Raw genomic sequence first — 19,739 nt, forward strand, 5'->3', positions numbered from 1 at the left:
GCCTTGCGAAAAGAGTGCGTAACTTTTCTTTAATGGTTATAATGGCCAATCTTTAAAATGCAATACGAATAATTGTGTTAAATTTATTCCGGCTGTTACTCATTTTTGGCTTAGTATTACTGCAGGCGTGTCAATCAAAAATGACAGTGAATGCAGAGCAAGCTATGCAGGCCCAAAAGCAAAAAGACGCGGCATCATACAATACTCAATTGGGCATGATTTATCTCAAACAGGGAGATAGGCCAAGGGCTAAGCGTAAGTTGCTTGCTGCTTTAAAATTAGCGCCCAAGTCATCTGAGGTAAACGCAGCAATGGCTTATTATTTTGAGATGACAGGAAATACAAAACAAGCTCGTATTTTTTACAAAAAAGCATTATCTTTAGCCTCTAATAGCGGAGCACAACTCAACAACTATGGTACTTTTTTGTGCCGATTAGGCCGATATAAGCAAGCCGAAGGGTATTTCTTAAACGCAGTCAAAGATGTGTATTATGTTAACTCCGCTGGAGCCTATGAAAACGCAGGATTATGTTTGGCGGCTATTCCGGATTACACTAAAGCCAGAAGTTATTTTGTGAAAGCACTAAAACAGGATCCACAGCGGAAACAATCGCTTTATGAGTTAGTCAAAATAGAGCTAAAACAGGGGCATGCAGAAAAAGCCGTAATGGACTTGCAAAATTACGCTGAAATGACTATGAATGATTCTAAGTTGCTGGGCATAGCAATAGAAGCAGCGCATAAAGCGGGAAAAACAAAACTTGAGGTAGTTTATAAACAACGGCTGACCAGGCTAAATCATTTTACGGACTCTACCGGAGAAAAGAATGACAACAGTAATAATGGATGAAATTCATAACGGTACTTCAGAAAAACCCGGCATGCAATTAGCGCGCGTGCGCGAAAAAAAAGGATATAGCCAGGAGTACGTCGCCGGTAAGCTTCATTTACGCGTTAGAATTATTGAGCTTCTTGAGGCGGACGACTATGATCAAATGCCTGAGCCTGTTTTTATCAAAGGCTATATTCGCGCCTACGCCAAATTATTGGGCGTTCCGGTTGATCCCTTATTGGAAATATTTAACAGCATGCACTCCACGGAGCGAAAATTGGAAAAGGCATTGTGGCAAAGCAAGCGAGAATCAAACAAAGGAGAGCGAACAGTTCGCATATTAACCGGTTTAATAGCGGTGGCTGCAGTGGTTGCTGTTGGCATTTGGTGGCAGAAAAATAAAGACAGCACCCAAATTTTTTCTGCTAAAAATGCCCCGGTGGTTGCCGAACAAGCGTCGAAGACAGAAGCCGAAATTAGGTTAACAGATCTTTCTAAAATGCGTTCCATGCTTACTCCTAATAATAGTCAGATAACACCGTTGGAGACAAAAGGTGGCTGAGAGAATCCAAGCAATAAGAGGTATGAATGATATTTTACCTCAGCAAACTCCCTCATGGCGTAGACTTGAAGAACTATTCACCCGCTGTCTTTTGCAGTACGGTTATGAAGAAATTCGTTTCCCTTTGCTAGAAAGCACTCAACTGTTTAAACGGACAATTGGTGAAGTCACTGATATCGTTGAAAAAGAAATGTACACTTTTAACGACTTAAATGGCGATAGCTTAACCTTAAGGCCTGAGGGCACAGCGGGTTGTTTACGTGCGTGTTTGGAGCATGGCTTATTGCATAATCAGCAGCAAAAATTGTGGTATATCGGTCCTATGTTTCGACATGAAAAGCCACAAAAAGGTCGGTATAGGCAATTCTATCAATTTGGCGTAGAAGCTTTGGGCATCGACGGTGCAGCGATAGAGCTCGAATTGATAGCGATCTGCAAGCGGTTATGGGCTTTATTAGGTATTGAGAACGACGTTCAGTTGCAAATTAACACATTAGGTGAGTTAAGTGAGCGCCAGTTATATAGAGAGAAATTAATCGCTTATTTCAAACTTCATTTTGATCAACTGGATGATGATAGCAAGCGGCGTTTAGATCGAAATCCGATGAGGATTCTCGATAGTAAAAATCCCGAAATGCAATCCTTAATCAATGAAGCGCCGCGACTGATCGATTCACTGGGTAAGGAGAGTAGGCAGCGTTTTTCTGACTTATGTGAGGGACTCACTCAATTAGGGATTTCCTATTCCATTAATCCTGTTTTAGTGCGTGGTTTAGATTATTATGGGCACACTGTTTTTGAATGGGTCACTGAGAAATTAGGCAGTCAAGCAACGGTTTGCGCAGGAGGGCGCTACGATGCGCTGGTCGAGCATTTGGGGGGTAATCCAACCCCCGCTGTTGGTTTTGCGATGGGAGCTGAGCGATTGCTCCTATTATTAGAAACGCTAGCGATAGCGCAAAATAACGTCCAAGCTCCTGCTGTATTTATCATTGCGAATGGCAACGAGGCAATGCAAAACGCTTTAATAATTGCTGAAAAATTGCGTAATGCGAATCAAAATTGGCAGATCATTACAAACACAGTAGGCGGTGGCTTTAAAAGCCAGTTTCGTAAAGCGGACAAAAGCGGGGCAGCGTTTGCTTTAATCTTAGGAGAGGAAGAAGTTGCACAGGGGACAATTAGTATCAAAAATTTGCGTCAGCAAGAAGAGCAGGTCACTCTCTTGCAGCAAGAGTTGATTGGTTATTTGCAGAATGAGTTAACGTCGGCTTAATTTCGTCTTAAACATAGCGAAGGAGCTCTAAAGAGGCTATTGCCAGGAGTCAAGAGATCCATCGTTAGGCTCAAGGTGGTTATAAAAAGCTTAGTAGGGGTTGAGCACTTACGTGCAGGGGAGAGTAGAATGTCTGTTTATATGACAGAGGAAGAACAGTTAGCAGCAATAAAAAATTGGTGGAATAAATACAGTAATGTGATTACTGTTATTTTATCCCTGGTATTGCTGGTTACTGCCGGATTTAAATATTGGAATTGGCATCAGGAAAAAATAAGCACGCAAGCATCGACAGCGTATGAGCGGCTTATGGTTGCTTTTTCAAATCAAGATGAAAACAATATCCAATCTTATGCAAACCAATTAATTAAAGATTATGGAAAGACAGTTTATGCGGATGCTGCTCGCTTGACCTTAGCCAAAATGTTAGTCACCAATGATCAGTATGATAAGGCACGCGAAAATCTAGAATACGTTGCTGAACATTCAAAAATGCAGTCACTAAAGCAAGTGGCTAAATTACGCATTGCTCGTTTATTTGCAGCCCAAAAAGCCTATGACAAAGCATTAGCCGAACTGGCTGTAGTGGATGATTCTGTTTATATGCCTGTCATTAATGAATTAAAAGGCGATATTTATGCTGCAACAGGAAATTATCAGCAAGCAATTCAATCGTATAAGGAAGCGATAACGGAAGTGAGAACTAATGGAATGGGCAATCTTTTTCTTGAAATGAAAACAAATGAGTTGGCTGCTCTTGCTCAATCAGTGAATGCAAATGAGAGCACGCTACAATCGTAATCCTTAAGGAAGTCGCTCGCTTGATGGGGTGATCGAACGGTTAGATTTCGCTGGGATTGCGAGAAAATAGGTATTCAATCAGTTTAAGTAAGAGGAAATATGTTGCGCATTAACAAAAAATTGGTCATTTTGACGGTATGTGTTTTATTGCAAGCTTGTTCTAAAGTAGATGATTATATGCTGGGTAAAGACAATACGCCGGCACCAGCGGCTTTGGAACCGATTACTCCTAAAGCAAAAGTAGTTGAAAAATGGTCTGTACCGATAGGTGGTTCACAAAAAAATAATGCCCATCTCAAATTAATACCTGAGATTGTAGGTAATGTGGTCTATACTGCTGACGCGAGTGGGTTAGTACAGGCGATCAATCGAAGCAATGGTAAATTACTTTGGTCTAAAAACCTAGATCATGGTTTGGTCAGTGGCCCAACCGTAGCCGCTGGTGTCATTGCAGTGGGTACGGATGCTTCTGCTATCGTCTTATTAAAACAAGCTGATGGTAGTCAACTTTGGCAGCAAAAACTTTCTGGAGAGGTTCTTGCTAAACCAGTGATAACAGCGAACAAAATAATTGCCAAAACAATTGATGGCAATTTATACGCTTTTAACTTAGCGAATGGTGAGAAACTATGGTTATCTGATCATGGAGCCCCCAGCTTAATTCTAAAAGCCAGCTCATCGCCAGTAGTCGTTGGTAATTTAGTTTTGGTGGGTTATTCCGATGGTAAGATGGATGCAGTGGATATCCAGACAGGCCGTTTAGTTTGGCGACGCAGTATCGCTTATGCCAGTGGAGCAAGTGATGTTGAACGCTTAGTCGACATTGATGCTGATCCCATTGTGCGGGGTAACGTGGCCTACTTGGCGAGTTATCAAGGCTATATTGGTGCATTATCGTTAACGGATGGTCAATTTATATGGCGTAAGCCAGCCTCTGTTTATAGAAACATGACCATTGACAGTAAAACTATTTATTTAACGGACAGTGATGATATTGTTTGGGCAATTAATCGTCAAAATGGGCAGGTTAATTGGAAGCAGGTCGCCTTGAAGGCGAGAGGCTTAACGGAACCAGTCCTGGTAGGAGACCGTTTAGTCGTTGGTGATAAAACAGGATTACTTCATGTTTTAGCAACCCAAAATGGGGAGTTAATTTCACGTACGGAAGTAGGCGGTGCGATTACGACTGCGCCTTCAGCTGCGGGGAATACTATTTATGTCATGTCGGCTGATGGCAAATTAAGTCGTTATTCAGTGGGTTAATTAATGATTCCAGTTATTGCCTTAGTTGGCCGTCCTAATGTAGGAAAATCGACGCTTTTTAATCGGCTTACAAAGACCCAAGATGCTTTGGTGGCCGATTTTCCTGGATTAACTCGCGACAGACAGTACGGCCAAGCCTACTTTGAAGACAAGTCTTTTATTGTTGTGGATACAGGTGGTATTGGTGTTGATGATTTAGCCGTTGATGCATTAATGTCAAAACAATCCAGTTTGGCGCTTGATGAGGCTACTATTGTTTTGTTTTTAGTTGATGGTCGAGCAGGTTTAACAGGTATCGATGAAAATATTGCTCAACGTTTGCGCAAAATAAATAAACCCGTTTTTCTTGTGGTCAATAAAACGGATGGCCTGAATGAGGAAATCGCTTGCGCTGAATTTCAATCTTTGGGTTTGAACGAAGTTCACCCTATCTCTGCAGCGCATGGGCGCGGCATGCATTCATTACTCCGTGCTTTACCTCTAGAATCCAATGTAATGGAGGAAGAGGAGGAGTCGAGTAAAGCCATAAAAATTGCTTTTGCAGGACGTCCCAATGTTGGAAAATCCACCTTAATAAATCGTATTTTGGGAGAGGAACGGGTTGTTGTTTATGATATGCCTGGTACGACACGCGATAGCATCGCTATTCCTTTTGAGCGTGATGAAAAATCCTATATTCTCATTGATACGGCAGGGGTACGCAGACGTTCGCGTGTCGAAGAGAAGATTGAAAAATTCTCAGTCATTAAGACACTTCAAGCCATTAAAGAATCCCATGTGTGCATGATGCTTCTCGATGCCCGAGAGGGATTGACTGAACAGGATATGCATCTATTAAGTTTTATTATTGAAGCAGGTAAGGCTTTAGTGATTGTGGTTAATAAATGGGATGGCCTGGATGAAGAGCATAAAGAACATGTTCGAGCTGAATTGACCCGCCGCCTGCAGTTTGCTCAATTCGCAAAAATTCGTTTTATTTCAGCATTGCATGGCAGTGGAGTAGGGTTGTTATTTAAAGACATTGAACAAGCTTATGGTTCGGCAACCCAAGCCTTTTCAACGCCACAACTGACACGATTGTTGCAAGACATTGTCACTCAACATACGCCACCGATGGTGAGTGGCCGGCGAATTAAGTTAAGGTATGCCCATGCAGGTGGTCATAATCCACCCATTATCGTGATCCATGGTAATCAGCTTGATGCGTTACCGGACAGCTATAAGCGCTATCTGATTAAGGCATTTGTATCGCATCTTGGCTTGGTGGGAACCCCCTTAAAATTAGAATTTAAAGGCTCAGAAAATCCCTTTAAAGATAAAAAGAATAAGCTGACCGATAGGCAAGTAAAAAAGAGAAAACGACTAATGAAAAGGGTAAAGAAGCGATAGGAAAAATGAAGCGACAGGGATGGTTTTTTTTAATCAATTTATTGCTAATAGTGACGACACAAATTCACGCGGCATCCTATACCACTCCGCAAGAATTTATGAATTTATACTTTGATTTTACGGGAACAAATGAGCCTGATTTTCCTAAAGATAAAAAAACTATTCCTCAGTACTTGATTCAGTCAGAAAAAACGCAAGCCGACAAGCCCCTTTTCAATGGTCCTTTAATTCTCATTCTTAATTCCTCAATTTATATTTATGACCAGGATAAGCAATTACTGTATTCTAAATTACTGCGCACCAATCGATCGACTGGCTTTTTTGAATTAACTGCAATTTCTCATGTGGGTCCTGCGCTCTCTTATTTGGCAAAGATTAAACAAAATGGGGATCCCTCTTGGAAACTCGCAATGGCTACATTATTAGCGGATATTAAAAGGGTAAAGCGCTTAAATGCTCAACAATCAAATAATTGGCTAGATCAAGTCAATATAAAACCTTGGCAACCGCATAAAAAAGAAATTCAAGCAATGATTGATTACGCCATGTCGATGGCTGGAAATTACATCGTGTCTGTGCAAAAAACAGGCAATTTTGATTTGAATTCCGTTCAAGAGCAATTTTTAAATGGTAATAAAGAATACCCTATTCCCTATAATTCGGTCATGGTTGGGACTTTTATGCTGACTGCGCTTCAGAGCATGATGGAGGTTTATGAAGAGGTTATTCATTTAAATTTGGATTGGCCCAAAGCCATGGTGATTGTGCGAAATGTTGCCGGCAACAATGTTTCCGCTGGTTTAACAAGTGGAACGAATTGGATGCTCACTTTTGTTAGTGCCTTATCAAATGGCAAAATTCCCACTAACCGAATCATTATCGCACCTTATGCGAAGGTCATGAGTGAAGTCGGACAAAATCCTCTTCCCACTGAAGCTTATCAATACTATGTAGCAATGGTATGGGGCAGCATTTATAACCGCACGCGAATTGCTGATGAAGTGTTTACGGATTTGGAGACCATTTACCTTCCTAATCGGCCAGCACTTCCAGGTGATTATCATTATTCTACGGCCAATGACATTAACGATTTTATGGTTCGGCTTAAACATTCGCTACAAGATTCTCGTGAAATGTTGTCTAACACGGTCGGATTCTGGTTACCTGGGGAGTTGCAAAGCAAGGGCTGGGATCCATCTAGAATTGATATACCCGGTTTAACAACCGGATTTCCTTCAGTAATCAACAGCTATCCAGCAAATAATCCTGAGATAGGCGATTCACCATAAAAAGCAGTTTTTGTAAAAATCATCCTGAGCAAAGCGAAGGACCTCCTGACTCTTGGCAGTACCTTGCTTTAGGAGATCCTTCGCTACGCTCAGGACGACATTTGTCCAATCGGTCTGCCCAGGATGACAAAAAGTATACTCTTATTCTTCCCTCGCCCGCAAAGTGAGTACATCACAAGGGGCCTGATGAAATACTGCGTATGCAGTACTGCCGAGAAAAGCAGGGACAGCACCGGGCGTGTGGCTACCAATAATCACCAAGTCGCAACTTAAATTCGTAATCATATCGATAATCTGTTTCTTCGCTGAACCAACTTCCACATGCAATTGTCCAGCCGGGATATTAAGCGCATCGCCAAGATAGTTCATTACCGTTTGCGCATCCTCTTTCGCTGGCACTCCTATTTCTGCAAAACCCAAGCCTTGAGCTAATTGGTAGGTTGAAGGGGGTTCGATGACGTACAGTAAATGCAGTTTGGCATTAAAGGACGTGGCAATTTGCAAGGCTTGCTTGCACATATCAAAATGATTTTCGCGTAAGTCGGTGGGATGTAAGATTGTGGTGTACACGATTCCCTCGCTTAAAAAGCTATCCAGTTAGCATAAGTGTAGTGTAAGAACAAAGAAAATGAGAGATTTTTATCCCCCATTCGAAATAGGGATGGACTTTCGTTTATGCGCAGGATAGCACTTACTGTCGTGAGTCGAGGGAGGGTTGGTAGAGGTTCTCGTCAAGATTGATCTAAATTCTCATTTTTTGAGCTGAACAAGGCTTATTTGCAATGAGATCCTTAAGTTTTAAGCCGTTGATCGTAAGAGAAGGGGCGATTTCTAATAACGGAAGAAATACAAAATCACGTTCCGTAATTCGCGGGTGCGGTATTTTTAGGTCAACCGTAGCGATTTTTTGTGTACCATATAAAAGAATATCAATATCCAGTGTTCTTGATCCCCATTGCAGTCGGCGAACGCGCTGCTGTTGGTGCTCGATCTTATGGCAATAACAAAGTAGTTGTTGCGGGGACAGCTGGGTTTGCAACGCGATGACAGTATTGCAAAATTTAGGTTGAGTTTTTCTTCCCCACGCCTCGCTCCGATAAAAGCTGGCTATTTGGGTGATGCATGATTTTGGGAGCTTGCGCAAGACATTAACTGCGCGTCGCAATTGACGCTCTGGTGAATTTAAATTACTACCTAGGCCTAGATAGCAAAGGGTCATGAAGTAACCCCTTTGCGCTTACGGCGTCGTCGCTGCTTTGCAGAGGCTTGTGAGGCAGGTAAAGCAGCAATCATGTTTGCTTTGTCGGTGTCTGTTACTTCTTGAAAGGTAGTCCACCATTGTGCCAACTCCATCGATTCATCGCCGGCAAGCGCGCGTAAAGCTAAGAAGTCGTATGCTGCCCGGAATCTGGGATGTTGTAAGAGATTATAAGCTCGACCACCCAAACGTTTTGGAAAACGAAATTGAAGTAACCAAATCTCTCGTATAACTTGGCTAAACCGTTTAGGTATGGTGATCACTTGATTTTGTTCGCTGATAACCAAGGACATTGCTTTCTCTAACGCAGGAAGGGGATCGAGACCTTCCTTCTTTTGTAAATATAAGGCTTTATCCTTGAGTGGAAACCAAAGCAGTACGGCGAGTAAAAAAGCGGGCGTCACAGGTTTATTATCGCGAATGCGGGTATCAGTGCTCTCTAAGGCAATGCCTAGCAGTGCATTAACGGGGTATTCGCTTGATAATAATTGATGAGTTTGTTCGAATAACTGCGCAAACAAACCATATTTTACCAATAAACATTGCACCGATTCTGACTCACCGCATTGATAAAGTTTGGTAGTTTCATCAAATAAACGGGAGCCAGAGACATGCCTAATTAAATGGTTTAATTCAAATAAAGGTGCTGCTGTTTCCTCTGCGATTTCAAAGTGCAATTTGGCGCTGAAACGAATGGCACGTAACATTCTGACTGGATCTTCTTGGTAGCGAGTTATTGGATTTCCAATTAATCGAATGGTGCGCTGATGGACGTCATTCACCCCCCCAGTAAAATCCACTATGGAAAAATCGTCAATGTTGTAATAAAGCGAATTGATAGTGAAATCGCGTCGCCATGCGTCTTGATCTAGAGTACCGTAAACGTTGTCACGAACAAGCATCCCTTTCTCATTCGTTTGTTGATTTTCATCAACTTCTTGGCTATCAGTTCCTCTAAAAGTAGCGACCTCGATAATTTCACGATGAAAAATAATATGAACTAACTTAAACCGGCGACCAATAATTCGGGCGTTACGAAATAGTTTTCGAATTTGATTTGGCGTGGCATTCGTTGCAATATCAAAGTCTTTAGGAGCTTTACCTAATAAAAGGTCGCGTACGCTGCCGCCAACCAGATAAGCTTGAAATCCTGCGCTATTAAGGCGATTCAACACTTTTAAGGCATTAGCACTGATGTCTGTTTTTGATAAGTTGTGATGGCTGCGCGGAATAATATAGCTAAAATCAACTGGTGGTTGACTAGTTCTGGTTTTGCGTAACAGCTTTTTGATTAGTTTAATTATTGTTGTCACCTATCTGGCTTGTAAATCGCGTCAACATTATAGCTAAAATACCTGCAAAAGTGAAATACAATCACAAATTCCAAAGGGCGGTCGCATTTAATCGAATATTATCCTGCTCAAAGAATCGGTGAGAAAGGATTTACCTTTTTCTTAGTTAAGTAGACAATATGGCCTTTAAAATTATTGCTATGCATTCAAATGGAATTTTTAGACATTATTGTTAGCCTTTTTGCCCTAATCATCCTTGAAATAGTCCTCGGCATAGATAATTTGGTCTTTTTGTCGATTCTGACGGAAAAATTACCGAAAGAACAACGGAAAAAAGCGAGACGCTGGGGTTTAACTTTTGCGTGGATTACACGATTAATGCTGTTGGCGACTGCAGTGGGTTTATCCAAATTAACCCGTCCTCTGTTTAGTATTGCTGAATTTTCTTTCTCCGCGCGTGATTTGTTTTTATTTGCGGGAGGAATTTTTTTAATCGTTAAGGCAACACAAGAAATTCATGATGAATTAGAGGAAGATCTAGTCGAATATAAAAAAGAGCATGTGCATTCTGTGTCATTTAAAGGCGTCGTGGTTCAAGTGGCCTTGATGGATATTATTTTCTCCTTGGACAGCGTACTCACTGCAATCGGATTGACGTCCCGTTTTACGATAATGGCGGCGGCAATCACTTGCGCGATTTTGGTCATGATCTACGCAAGCGAACCAGTGAGTCGCTTCATTGAAAAATACCCCACGGTTAAAATGTTAGCGTTAAGCTTTTTAATTTTAATTGGTACTTTCTTGATTGCAGACAGTTTCGGTTTTCATATACCGAGGGCTTACCTCTATTTTGCTATGGGATTTTCTTTAGGCGTCGAATCCCTTAATCTTTTAAGGCATTCCCGTCGAAAAAATAGGAAAAGAAGAGAATAGCATGTTAGTTATCAAAGCGTTTCATATTATTGCAATGGTGGCTTGGTTCGCTGGGCTTTTTTATCTACCGAGACTGTTTGTTTATCATGCCGATGCGATGGATCAATTAAGTATTGGACGTTTTAAAATAATGGAACGACGCCTTTACTACGGTATAACCTGGCCAGCAGCATTGATAACCACTTTTCTTGGCGTTTGGTTAACAAGCTATAATTGGCAATATTATTTAAAAGCACCTTGGTTTCATGCCAAATTAAGTTTAGTTATCTTAGTATGGGTATACCATTTGACATGTGGTCATTTTTTGAAGCAGTTTGCCCAAGATAAAAACCGTAAAAGGGCTAGATTTTATCGGATATTTAATGAGCTACCCACAGTGCTGTTAATGGGGATTGTGTTGTTGGTGGTTGTTAAACCGTAGGTTATTTGTTCTAAGCTTCCTTCCTGTCGTCCTGAGCGTAGCGAAGGATCTCCCTTCATTCTGAGTTGAGCTTCCTTCCTGTCGTCCTGAGCATAGCGAAGGATCTCCTTTCGTTCAATTAGTGCCAAGAGTCGGGAGGTCCCTCGCTTCGCTCGGGATGACATGCCTTGCTCGGGATGACATTGCTTTACTCACGATGACATGCTTTGCAGGATGACAATGATTACTCTATCTCTACCATCTCAAAATCTTCTTTTGCCGCACCACAGTCAGGACAAAACCAGTTTTCTGGGACGTCTTCCCATCGGGTTCCGGCTTCAATGCCATCTTCTGGCCAACCTTCGGCTTCGTCATAAATAAATCCACATATGACACAAATATATTTTTTGTATTCTTGCATTGCTTTTGCTCTGAATTGAAAGAGGGCTAATTTAGCTATTGCTAGCCCTGTTGTAAAGCTTAAGTTCTAAATTTTGTCAGTGACAAGAAATAGAGTAAAATAGTTCTCAATTTTAGGCAACGGAGTAGTCATGACCAATTCCCATCAATTATTTGCCCAAGCTCAAGCTATTATTCCTGGAGGAGTCAATTCGCCTGTACGCGCGTTCAAGGGAGTAGGTGGGGAGCCTGTTTTTTTTAAACAAGGAAAGGGGGCTTACCTGACCGACGTAGATAACCGGTCTTACATCGATTATGTGGGTTCTTGGGGCCCCCTTATTCTTGGCCATTGCCACCAATCAGTTGTTGCTGCGGTTACCGAAGTGTTACATAGCGGCATGAGTTTTGGTGCACCGACGGAACTGGAAGTCAAACTTGCGCAAAAAATCGTCGAAATTATGCCCAATATTGAAAAAGTGCGCATGGTTAATTCAGGGACTGAAGCCACAATGACCGCAATCCGATTGGCTCGCGGATATACGGGAAAAAATAAAATCATTAAATTCAATGGTTGCTATCATGGGCATAACGACAGTTTACTTGTTAAAGCAGGTTCTGGCTTGTTAACTCTAGGAATCCCTTCGACGCCAGGGATTCCTGCAAGCATCACCGAGCATACGCTTACCGCGGACTTCAATAGTCTTGAACAAGTTGCACGTTTATTCGAACAATATCCGGATGATATTGCAGCCATTATTTTGGAGCCCATCGCAGGGAATATGGGATTTGTGTTACCTAAATCGGGCTTTTTGGACGGTCTGCGTGAACTTTGTGATGCGCATCATAGCTTACTTATTTTTGATGAAGTAATGACTGGTTTTCGAGTAGCACTGGGCGGCGCGCAACAAGTGTTTAACATTAAGCCTGATCTAACAACCTTAGGCAAGGTCATTGGCGGTGGAATGCCTGTGGGTGCGGTTGGAGGAAAAGCAACAATCATGTCCCATCTTGCTCCAGAAGGATCGGTGTATCAGGCTGGAACGCTATCAGGTAATCCATTGGCAATGGCAGCTGGCTTAGCGACTTTAAATGAAGTGGAGAAGCCTGGTTTTTATGAGCAACTTTCTGCGAATACCCAAGCGATGATCGATGGTCTCACTGAAATTGCCGAATCATTTAATATTCCTTTTCATTGTGCTTCTTTGGGAGGCATGTTTGGATTTTGGTTTAATGATAAACAGCAGGTGTTTGATTATGCGGACATTGCATCATCTGACGAAGTATTGTTTAAACAGTTTTTCCATGGCATGTTGCAAAAAGGGGTGTATTTTGCTCCTTCGATGTACGAGGCGGGATTTGTATCTTCTGCTCATCAAAGCGAGGAAATCCGACTAACGCACCTTGCTGCCGAAGCAGTATTAGGTAGCCTCGTTGGAGTCAGGGCCTAATGAAGAAATATCATGTGTACGGAATAGGTAATGCTTTATTAGACCGGGATGCACTTGTGGATGAGGAGTTTCTACAGGCGTTGAGTATAGAAAAAAATGTGATGACGCTTACTGATGAAGCAACGCATCAGCGTTTGCTGAGTGCATTAGCGGGATCCTTTTGTCACAGTGGATGTGGTGGTTCCGCCGCCAATACCATGATTGCCTTAAGCCAATTTGGCGGGCGAGGCTTTTACAGTTGTAAGGTAGCTGATGACGAAGCCGGCAGGTTATTTTTGCAAGAATTAACCACCTTAGGTCTGGATTGCAATTTAACTTTAGACACCTTGACCCCTGGGGTAACAGGGCAGTGTTTGGTTTTAGTAACTCAGGATGCGCAAAGAACCATGAATACGCACTTAGGTATTTCTGAAACACTATGCCCCGAAGTACTTAACTTAGAGGCAATTGCTGACTCAGAGTTTATTTACCTTGAAGGGTATTTGGTGACCTCTCCCACGGCGAGAAAGGCGCTGCTAGCCGCAAGACAACATGCGCGAACAACGAACACAAAAGTGGCTTTGACGCTTTCAGATCCTAATATGGTTCGCTATTTTAAACCCGAATTACTCACTATCATTGACGGAAAAGTAGATCTCCTGTTTTGCAATGAAGAAGAAGCGCTATTATTCAGCCAAACGGATAATTTAGAGATCGCTATTGGATTATTGCAGTCGTTTACGAAGCATTTAGTGGTCACTTGTGGCAGTCGAGGTGCTATGTTATCCATTGATGGGGAAACGGTGGCTATTCCGACGACACCAGCTATAGCCATCGATACCGTGGGTGCAGGTGATCTTTTTGCTGGGGCTTATCTTTATGCAATTACTCATGGCTATGCTCCTCAATTGGCTGTGGAGTTGGCAAACAAGGCTGCAGCGGAAGTGGTGAGTCAATACGGTGCTCGACTTGCTATTGAAAAAGTGTTGGCAATCAAAGAACAGTTTACCGCTGTCAACTATAATTTTGCACGGCAGCTTTATCAGAAGGCGAGTAGGGAGCTTGAGACGCTGCTAATAGGTTAGGGGCATGACGAAGACGAAAACTGACTGCTGATAGGTTGGAGTGCATTGGGCAAACATCGGTTTTCAACGATTAGCTGCATAAAAGTGCCACCTTTTGTGCAATAAGTGCTTCCTCATCGCCGCGAATTACTAAAATCGGACTGTGTGATTTAGAGATTTTACGGCAAGATTCAGGAGTGTTGGTTGTGTTTAATTCAACGTCTAATTCCAAGCCTAAATGCTGAAGCGGTGTAATAATTTTTTCTCGTATCAGCGAAGCGTTTTCACCCACGCCGCCCGTAAAAATTAAGGCGTCTAGCTTACTTAGCTGGCTATAATAAGCACCAATCATTTTTTGGATCGCATAAACGTACATGTCGATGGCGAGTTTGGCAGACTCATCGCGTGCTAAGGCTCGGCTTACAAGTTTGCGCATGTCGTTTTCATCAGCAATACCTTTTAAGCCACTGCGCTTATTCAATAACGTATCCACTTCTGCTCTACTCATACCCTGGTGTTGCAGGTATAAAACAATGGCCGGATCAATATCACCACAACGGGTACCCATAATAAGACCCGCTAAGGGAGTCATGCCCATGGAGGTATCGATTGATTGACCGTTTTTAATTAAGCAAGCACTGGCCCCGTTTCCCAAATGAAGCGTGATAAAATGACACGATGAGAGCGGTTTGTTTAAAAAGAAAGCCGCTTGTTGAGCGACGTATTCATGATTAATTCCATGAAATCCATAACGCTGAATTTGATAACGGGTTGCAATGTCAGAGTTAATCGCGTACTGACGGACATAAGATGGCATCGTGTGATGAAAGCCACTGTCAAAAATAGCCACGTGCACCGCTTCAGGATAATATTGCATTGCAAACTCAATGCCTTCGGCATTAACAGGATTATGGATTGGCGCCAGTTTTGCGAGGGCACGAATTTCCGTGAGCACTTCGCTGGTTATGATAGTGGGTTCAAAATACTGTTTTCCTCCATGAACCACTCGGTGCCCCACCCCTTGGATAGGATGATCAGCTAAATCCTGGTAAAGTTTATGTGCTAAAGCAGCAAAAGCTTGCTCATGAGTTTTAAAATGGTGATTCTCCGAAGATTTAGTTTCTTTTGTGTGATGCCACTCCCCTGAAGACTCCCCAATCCCCTCAATTAATCCTGAAACTAATGGAGAAAGTTGTTCGTTGTTCACTTGATATGCTTTGTATTTGATTGAAGAGCTACCGGCATTAAGGGTGAGTATGTTCATTTCATTGGTCTCCTTGTGCCTGAATAGCGGTTACTAAAATGGTATTAATAATATCCTCCGGTGTACACCCGCGGCTTAAATCATTAACGGGTTTATTTAAACCCAATAAAACTGGGCCAATAGCAAGGGCACCGCTTTCCCGTTGTACTGCTTTGTAAGTATTATTTCCTGTGTTTAGGTCAGGGAAAATCAGGACGTTCGCATTTCCTGCGAGCTTAGAGTGGGGTAATTTTTTTGCTGCCACTTGAGAATCCACTGCTGCATCGTATTGGATAGGCCCTTCGGCCAACAAGTCGGGTTGTAATTGTTTGATTATTTCCATTGCTTTTGCCACTTTTTCGACACTTTCTCCTTTGCCGGAATCACCGGAGGAATAAGACAGCAAAGCAACTCTTGGTTCCAGCCCTAAATTTTTAGCAATCAGAGCGGCTTGGAGCGTAATTTCTGCAAGGGTTTTACTGTCAGGCTCTGGATTAATCGCACAATCCCCATAAATTAATACTCGAGCGGGCATGCACATAATGAAAATGGAAGACACTTTGGCGACGCCTGGCTTTGTTTTGATGATTTCCAAAGCAGGGCGAACGGTATCGGCTGTTGTATGAGTTGCACCGGATACCATGCCATCGGCATCGCCATTGTAGACCATCATTGCTGCAAAATAATTCACATCCGTCATGCGTTCTAACGCGATAGGAAAATTAACATTTTTATGTTGTCGCAAAAGATGGTATTGCTTTGCATAGCTCTCTTTTTTCTCTGAGGTTTCGATATCGATGATATGAATGCCCGGCAAATCTAACTCCAACCGTTTTGCTTGAAGGTGAATTTTCGCGGGCTTTCCTAATAAAGTAATGCGCACAGCTTCTCGTTTTAATAGGTAATCCGCGGCGGTCAATATGCGAGGGTCTGCGCCTTCTGGAAGAACAATATGCTGCTTTGCTTGTTTCGCTTTATGAATTAATTCGTATAAAAATACCGCTGGACTCAGTTGAGGTTTGTAGGAGGTGTCGCTAAGTAATCTCTTCAAGGGTTCAGTAAAGTAAGGGCGCATCGCCTCTATTGCTTGTTTTACTCGTTTCGGATCGGCTTTGCATAAACTATATTTGGCTGAAAACAAAGTAGTTGCTGTCTCATAGGTTTTAAGTTGTGTTAGCAGTACCGGGAAAGGATTTTCAAGTCCAGCAATGATTTCAAGAATAACGGGTCCTGGTCGTTCCCCATTGGTCAAGACAAGCCCTGCAATTTTAGGATAATAAGCAGATTGGTCAGCGAGTAAGGAGCCGAGTAAAATATCAATGCGATCATCAGGCGTAATGATGAGCATTCCGCTTCGATCAAGACGTGATTCTAAGAAATTAGCCACTGTTTTGGCAGCAATAGAAAATTGCCTGACAGACCGATCCAGTTCAGATTTTCCCAAAAGAACTTCGGCTTGTAATTTTTGTGCGATATCCCGCACTGAGGGATTCGCTAATTGTTCGAACTCAGGAATGATCGCAATAAAAGGAAGATTGGGAAAATGATTGTGAAAAAGTTTGCTTGCTTCATTTTCATAAAGACTATCAACTTGATTAATAATAATTCCTATCACCTGAGCGTGATTTTTTTTACTCACTTCAATGGCAGTATTTAACACGGAAAGCGTGTGTTCCAACGTTCTATTTTTGGCAGAAACCATGAGCACCACTTCACAATTTAATTGATAAGCCAAAGTTAAATTAAATTGATACTCAAAGACATCATTATCGCTTTCAAAATCGGTGCCTTCAAAATAGGTGAACGTATCATTTCCTTGTGTTTTGGTTGCTTCAAGGACTGTTGCAACTAAATCGTCAGGTTGAGTCCGCATCATGGAAATGGCTTGATTGACCTTCATAAGAGGAGTTATCTTTTGCTGTGCGATGTCTTCTAACAAGGGAATTTGAGATTCATCTGATTCAGAAAATAATTTAAAACAGCGTAGGGATTTTTGTTGTTCCTTTATAATGGATAGGAATCCGAGGGAAACGAACGATTTACCTGGACGTTTCTCAACGCCGGTTAAATAGATTTTATTATGCATTATTGGCTCCCAAGCTGCATAAATTTAAATTTTCATGATCCATAACTATACAGCTTAAACCTGAAACGTGCAAAATGAATACCAGGAAAAATGAGAATAAAATACGGATGGATATGGTATTGTCATATACTTAAGTTAAGAGAGAGTAATATTCGTGAGTAGTTCTTTTGTTCCTATTGAAGCGGCAAAAATATCATGGTGTGATGAGTTACCGTTTTCACTCGCCTTTGATGACATTTATTTTTCGAAGGAAAATGGGTTGGCAGAAACTCGACATGTCTTTATCGAGGGCAATAACCTCATAGAACGGTGGCAAAATTTAACACAGGAAACGTTTGTCATTGCAGAAACAGGTTTTGGTTCAGGACTTAATTTTTTACTCACTTGGTCATTATGGCTCGAACAAGCACCCCAATCGGCCCGGCTTCATTTTTTCAGCTGTGAAAAATTCCCATTGACAAAAAATGATTTGCAACGTTGTTTAAAACAGTGGCCTGCGCTGAAAAGACAAGCCAGTGCTTTAATTGACAATTATCCTATTTTAACGCCTGGGTTTCATTGGTTATCTTTTGAGGCAGGAAGAATTAATCTCATCCTTATGCTAGGCGATGCGACAGCGTGTTACAAACAACTCCTTGTTTGCGGCGATGCAAAATTGGAGAGGGAGTTAAGAACAAATAGTGTTGATGCTTGGTTTTTAGACGGGTTTTCACCCGCTAAAAATCCAGCAATGTGGTCTGACGATTTGCTGCAAATCATTGGACTTTTATCCAAACCAGGCACAACATTGGCTACTTTTTCTGCCGCAGCTTCGGTTAAAAATAATTTGCAAGCAGCCGGATTTAATGTGGATAAGGTAAGAGGGTTTGGATCCAAGCGAGAAATGATTACTGCTCAGTTTGTTGAGTCAAGTCCGAGTAATAAAAAACTTCGTTGCACACCCTGGCATGTTAATCCAACACAACCAGCAATGGCTAAAAAGGCTATTGTCCTCGGGGCTGGTCTTGCAGGATGCTATACCGCTCACGCCTTGGCAAAGCGGGGGTGGCAAGTGAGTCTAATCGATGCGCATAATGAAGTAGGGCAAGGTGCTTCGGGCAATAAGCAGGCGGTTTTATACCCAAAGTTATCTGCCTATCGTTCGCCCCTGACGCAATTTATGCTAACGGCTTTTTTATTTGCTTGCCGTACATACCGGCGATTATTAAACAAAAAATCCATAGGTGAATTATCCGGTATCTTGCAATTTGCTTTCAATGAGCGAGAGTCTGCCGCACAGCAAAGTTTAGGCTCATGGCTGTCTTCTTACCCCGAGCTGGGTCGGCTCGTCGATGCACAACAAGCTTCAACGATAGCAGGCATCGAATTGACAATGGGTGGTTTATACATTCCCTATTCCGGCTGGATGGATTCTCAAGCATTATGTGAGCAACTCTGTCAGACCCCAGGAATCGATTGGTATCCAAATACTCTCATTTCGGAATTGCATTTTGAAGAGAAAAAATGGCACGTAGGGGAGCATTTAGCAGAGGTATTGGTGATTGCCAATGGTTATCAAGCAAAGCAATTCATTCAGACAGCCCATTTACCGTTAAAAGCAATCCGCGGGCAAATGACTAGGATTGCAAGTAATAAAGCGAGTACAGCACTAAAAATTCCCTTGTGTGGAAATGGACATGTCCTGCCAGCTTATGGAGGGGGACATGCTATTGGGGCTAGCTATCACTTGGATTCTACGGATAGAGCAAGTTATTCTGCGGACGACGTAAGTAATCTAAATAAACTGAGCCAGTTACCTGCATCCATTGCCTGGTCTTTAGAAATCAAAGACAATTGGGTAGGCGTGAGGGCAACGACAACGGATTACTTACCTATGGTTGGGCCAGTTCCTGATCCCACAATTTTCCCATCACGTTTTGCCGCGTTGGCGACGAATGCCAAAAGATGGATCCCTGAAGCAGGGGCTTTTTTGCCCGGTTTATTTCTTTGCACTGGGTTTGGCTCCAGAGGATTGACGACTGTTCCTCTGTCTGCTGAATGGTTAGCGGCGCTTATTAACAATGAACCGAGTTTTCTACCGCAGGCGATGGTGCAATCGTTATCCCCGGCTCGCTTCTTGCTTAAAGCAATTATCAAAAATTTAAGTTAAATTTCGTGGAAGATAAGACAGTGTGTCATCGCTTTCTGCGACTTAAAAAAATGCTTTTGTTTTCTTGTTCTATAC

Annotated in this window: 18 protein-coding genes; 12 read left to right on the forward strand and 6 right to left on the reverse strand. The window is 42.2% G+C overall.

Annotation, left to right across the window (positions count from 1 at the left end; all coding sequences use genetic code 11):
- Nucleotides 1–74: 74 nt before the first annotated feature.
- From pilW to B5D33_RS04235, 7 genes are all read left to right on the forward strand, one after another.
- Nucleotides 75–851: a type IV pilus biogenesis/stability protein PilW gene (pilW, locus tag B5D33_RS04205; protein WP_058451750.1), complete on the forward strand. Its 777-nt coding sequence runs from the start codon at nt 75–77 to the stop codon at nt 849–851.
- A complete protein-coding gene (locus B5D33_RS04210; RefSeq protein WP_058451751.1) occupies nt 829–1,395 on the forward strand; it encodes a helix-turn-helix domain-containing protein in 567 nt (188 codons plus the stop codon). The genes pilW and B5D33_RS04210 overlap by 23 nt, the downstream gene beginning before the upstream one ends.
- Nucleotides 1,388–2,671, forward strand: a complete 1,284-nt coding sequence (hisS, locus tag B5D33_RS04215) for a histidine--tRNA ligase (protein WP_058451752.1) — start codon at nt 1,388–1,390, stop codon at nt 2,669–2,671. Before B5D33_RS04210 ends, hisS begins: the two co-directional genes overlap by 8 nt.
- 129 nt (nt 2,672–2,800) lie before the next feature.
- Nucleotides 2,801–3,472 (forward strand): YfgM family protein, encoded by a 672-nt coding sequence (locus tag B5D33_RS04220; RefSeq protein WP_058451753.1) that lies wholly within the window; start codon nt 2,801–2,803, stop codon nt 3,470–3,472.
- Between the two features lie 108 nt (nt 3,473–3,580).
- Nucleotides 3,581–4,735: an outer membrane protein assembly factor BamB gene (gene bamB / locus B5D33_RS04225; RefSeq protein WP_162263016.1), complete on the forward strand. Its 1,155-nt coding sequence runs from the start codon at nt 3,581–3,583 to the stop codon at nt 4,733–4,735.
- Nucleotides 4,736–4,738: 3 nt separating this feature from the next.
- Nucleotides 4,739–6,124 carry a ribosome biogenesis GTPase Der gene (der, locus tag B5D33_RS04230; protein ID WP_058451755.1) on the forward strand — a complete coding sequence of 462 codons (1,386 nt, stop codon included), beginning with the start codon at nt 4,739–4,741 and terminating at the stop codon, nt 6,122–6,124.
- Between the two features lie 5 nt (nt 6,125–6,129).
- Nucleotides 6,130–7,413, forward strand: a complete 1,284-nt coding sequence (locus B5D33_RS04235) for a DUF5624 domain-containing protein (protein WP_058451756.1) — start codon at nt 6,130–6,132, stop codon at nt 7,411–7,413.
- Nucleotides 7,414–7,554: 141 nt separating this feature from the next.
- Here B5D33_RS04235 and B5D33_RS04240 read toward each other — a convergent pair whose 3' ends face one another.
- From B5D33_RS04240 to pcnB, 3 genes are all read right to left on the reverse strand, one after another.
- Nucleotides 7,555–7,983 (reverse strand): universal stress protein, encoded by a 429-nt coding sequence (locus B5D33_RS04240; protein WP_058451757.1) that lies wholly within the window; start codon nt 7,981–7,983, stop codon nt 7,555–7,557.
- A gap of 172 nt (nt 7,984–8,155) precedes the next feature.
- Nucleotides 8,156–8,632, reverse strand: coding sequence for a 2-amino-4-hydroxy-6-hydroxymethyldihydropteridine diphosphokinase (gene folK, locus B5D33_RS04245; protein WP_058451758.1), 477 nt, complete (start codon nt 8,630–8,632; stop codon nt 8,156–8,158).
- Nucleotides 8,629–9,954 (reverse strand): polynucleotide adenylyltransferase PcnB, encoded by a 1,326-nt coding sequence (gene pcnB, locus B5D33_RS04250; RefSeq protein ID WP_058451774.1) that lies wholly within the window; start codon nt 9,952–9,954, stop codon nt 8,629–8,631. The genes folK and pcnB overlap by 4 nt, the downstream gene beginning before the upstream one ends.
- A 219-nt stretch (nt 9,955–10,173) precedes the next feature.
- Here pcnB and B5D33_RS04255 point away from each other — a divergent pair, with 219 nt between their 5' ends.
- Together B5D33_RS04255 and hemJ are read left to right on the forward strand one after the other, a co-directional pair.
- Entirely contained in the window at nt 10,174–10,896 is a 723-nt protein-coding gene (locus B5D33_RS04255) for a TerC family protein (protein WP_058451759.1), read from the forward strand.
- Nucleotide 10,897: 1 nt separating this feature from the next.
- Nucleotides 10,898–11,317: a protoporphyrinogen oxidase HemJ gene (gene hemJ, locus B5D33_RS04260; protein ID WP_058451760.1), complete on the forward strand. Its 420-nt coding sequence runs from the start codon at nt 10,898–10,900 to the stop codon at nt 11,315–11,317.
- 223 nt (nt 11,318–11,540) lie between these two features.
- Here the strand turns inward: hemJ and B5D33_RS04265 are convergent, their stop codons facing one another.
- A complete protein-coding gene (locus tag B5D33_RS04265) occupies nt 11,541–11,717 on the reverse strand; it encodes a rubredoxin (RefSeq protein ID WP_058451761.1) in 177 nt (58 codons plus the stop codon).
- Between the two features lie 130 nt (nt 11,718–11,847).
- Here B5D33_RS04265 and hemL point away from each other — a divergent pair, with 130 nt between their 5' ends.
- Entirely contained in the window at nt 11,848–13,143 is a 1,296-nt protein-coding gene (hemL, locus tag B5D33_RS04270) for a glutamate-1-semialdehyde 2,1-aminomutase (RefSeq protein WP_058451762.1), read from the forward strand.
- Nucleotides 13,143–14,207: an adenosine kinase gene (locus B5D33_RS04275; protein WP_065239984.1), complete on the forward strand. Its 1,065-nt coding sequence runs from the start codon at nt 13,143–13,145 to the stop codon at nt 14,205–14,207. The genes hemL and B5D33_RS04275 overlap by 1 nt, the downstream gene beginning before the upstream one ends.
- 70 nt (nt 14,208–14,277) lie before the next feature.
- On the opposite strand, the gene B5D33_RS04280 is transcribed toward B5D33_RS04275, so the two are convergent.
- Together B5D33_RS04280 and pta are read right to left on the reverse strand one after the other, a co-directional pair.
- Nucleotides 14,278–15,450, reverse strand: a complete 1,173-nt coding sequence (locus B5D33_RS04280) for an acetate/propionate family kinase (RefSeq protein WP_058451763.1) — start codon at nt 15,448–15,450, stop codon at nt 14,278–14,280.
- A 1-nt stretch (nt 15,451) separates the two neighbouring features.
- On the reverse strand, nt 15,452–17,515 hold the full coding sequence (gene pta / locus B5D33_RS04285; protein ID WP_058451764.1) for a phosphate acetyltransferase: 2,064 nt from the start codon (nt 17,513–17,515) through the stop codon (nt 15,452–15,454).
- A 154-nt stretch (nt 17,516–17,669) separates the two neighbouring features.
- Here pta and mnmC point away from each other — a divergent pair, with 154 nt between their 5' ends.
- The gene (mnmC, locus tag B5D33_RS04290; RefSeq protein ID WP_058451765.1) at nt 17,670–19,664 is read left to right on the forward strand and encodes a bifunctional tRNA (5-methylaminomethyl-2-thiouridine)(34)-methyltransferase MnmC2/FAD-dependent 5-carboxymethylaminomethyl-2-thiouridine(34) oxidoreductase MnmC1; all 1,995 of its coding nucleotides are present in this window, start codon (nt 17,670–17,672) and stop codon (nt 19,662–19,664) included.
- The last annotated feature ends 75 nt before the right edge of the window (nt 19,665–19,739 follow it).

The organism is Legionella maceachernii, assembly GCF_900167045.1.
Classification (GTDB): domain Bacteria; phylum Pseudomonadota; class Gammaproteobacteria; order Legionellales; family Legionellaceae; genus Tatlockia; species Tatlockia maceachernii.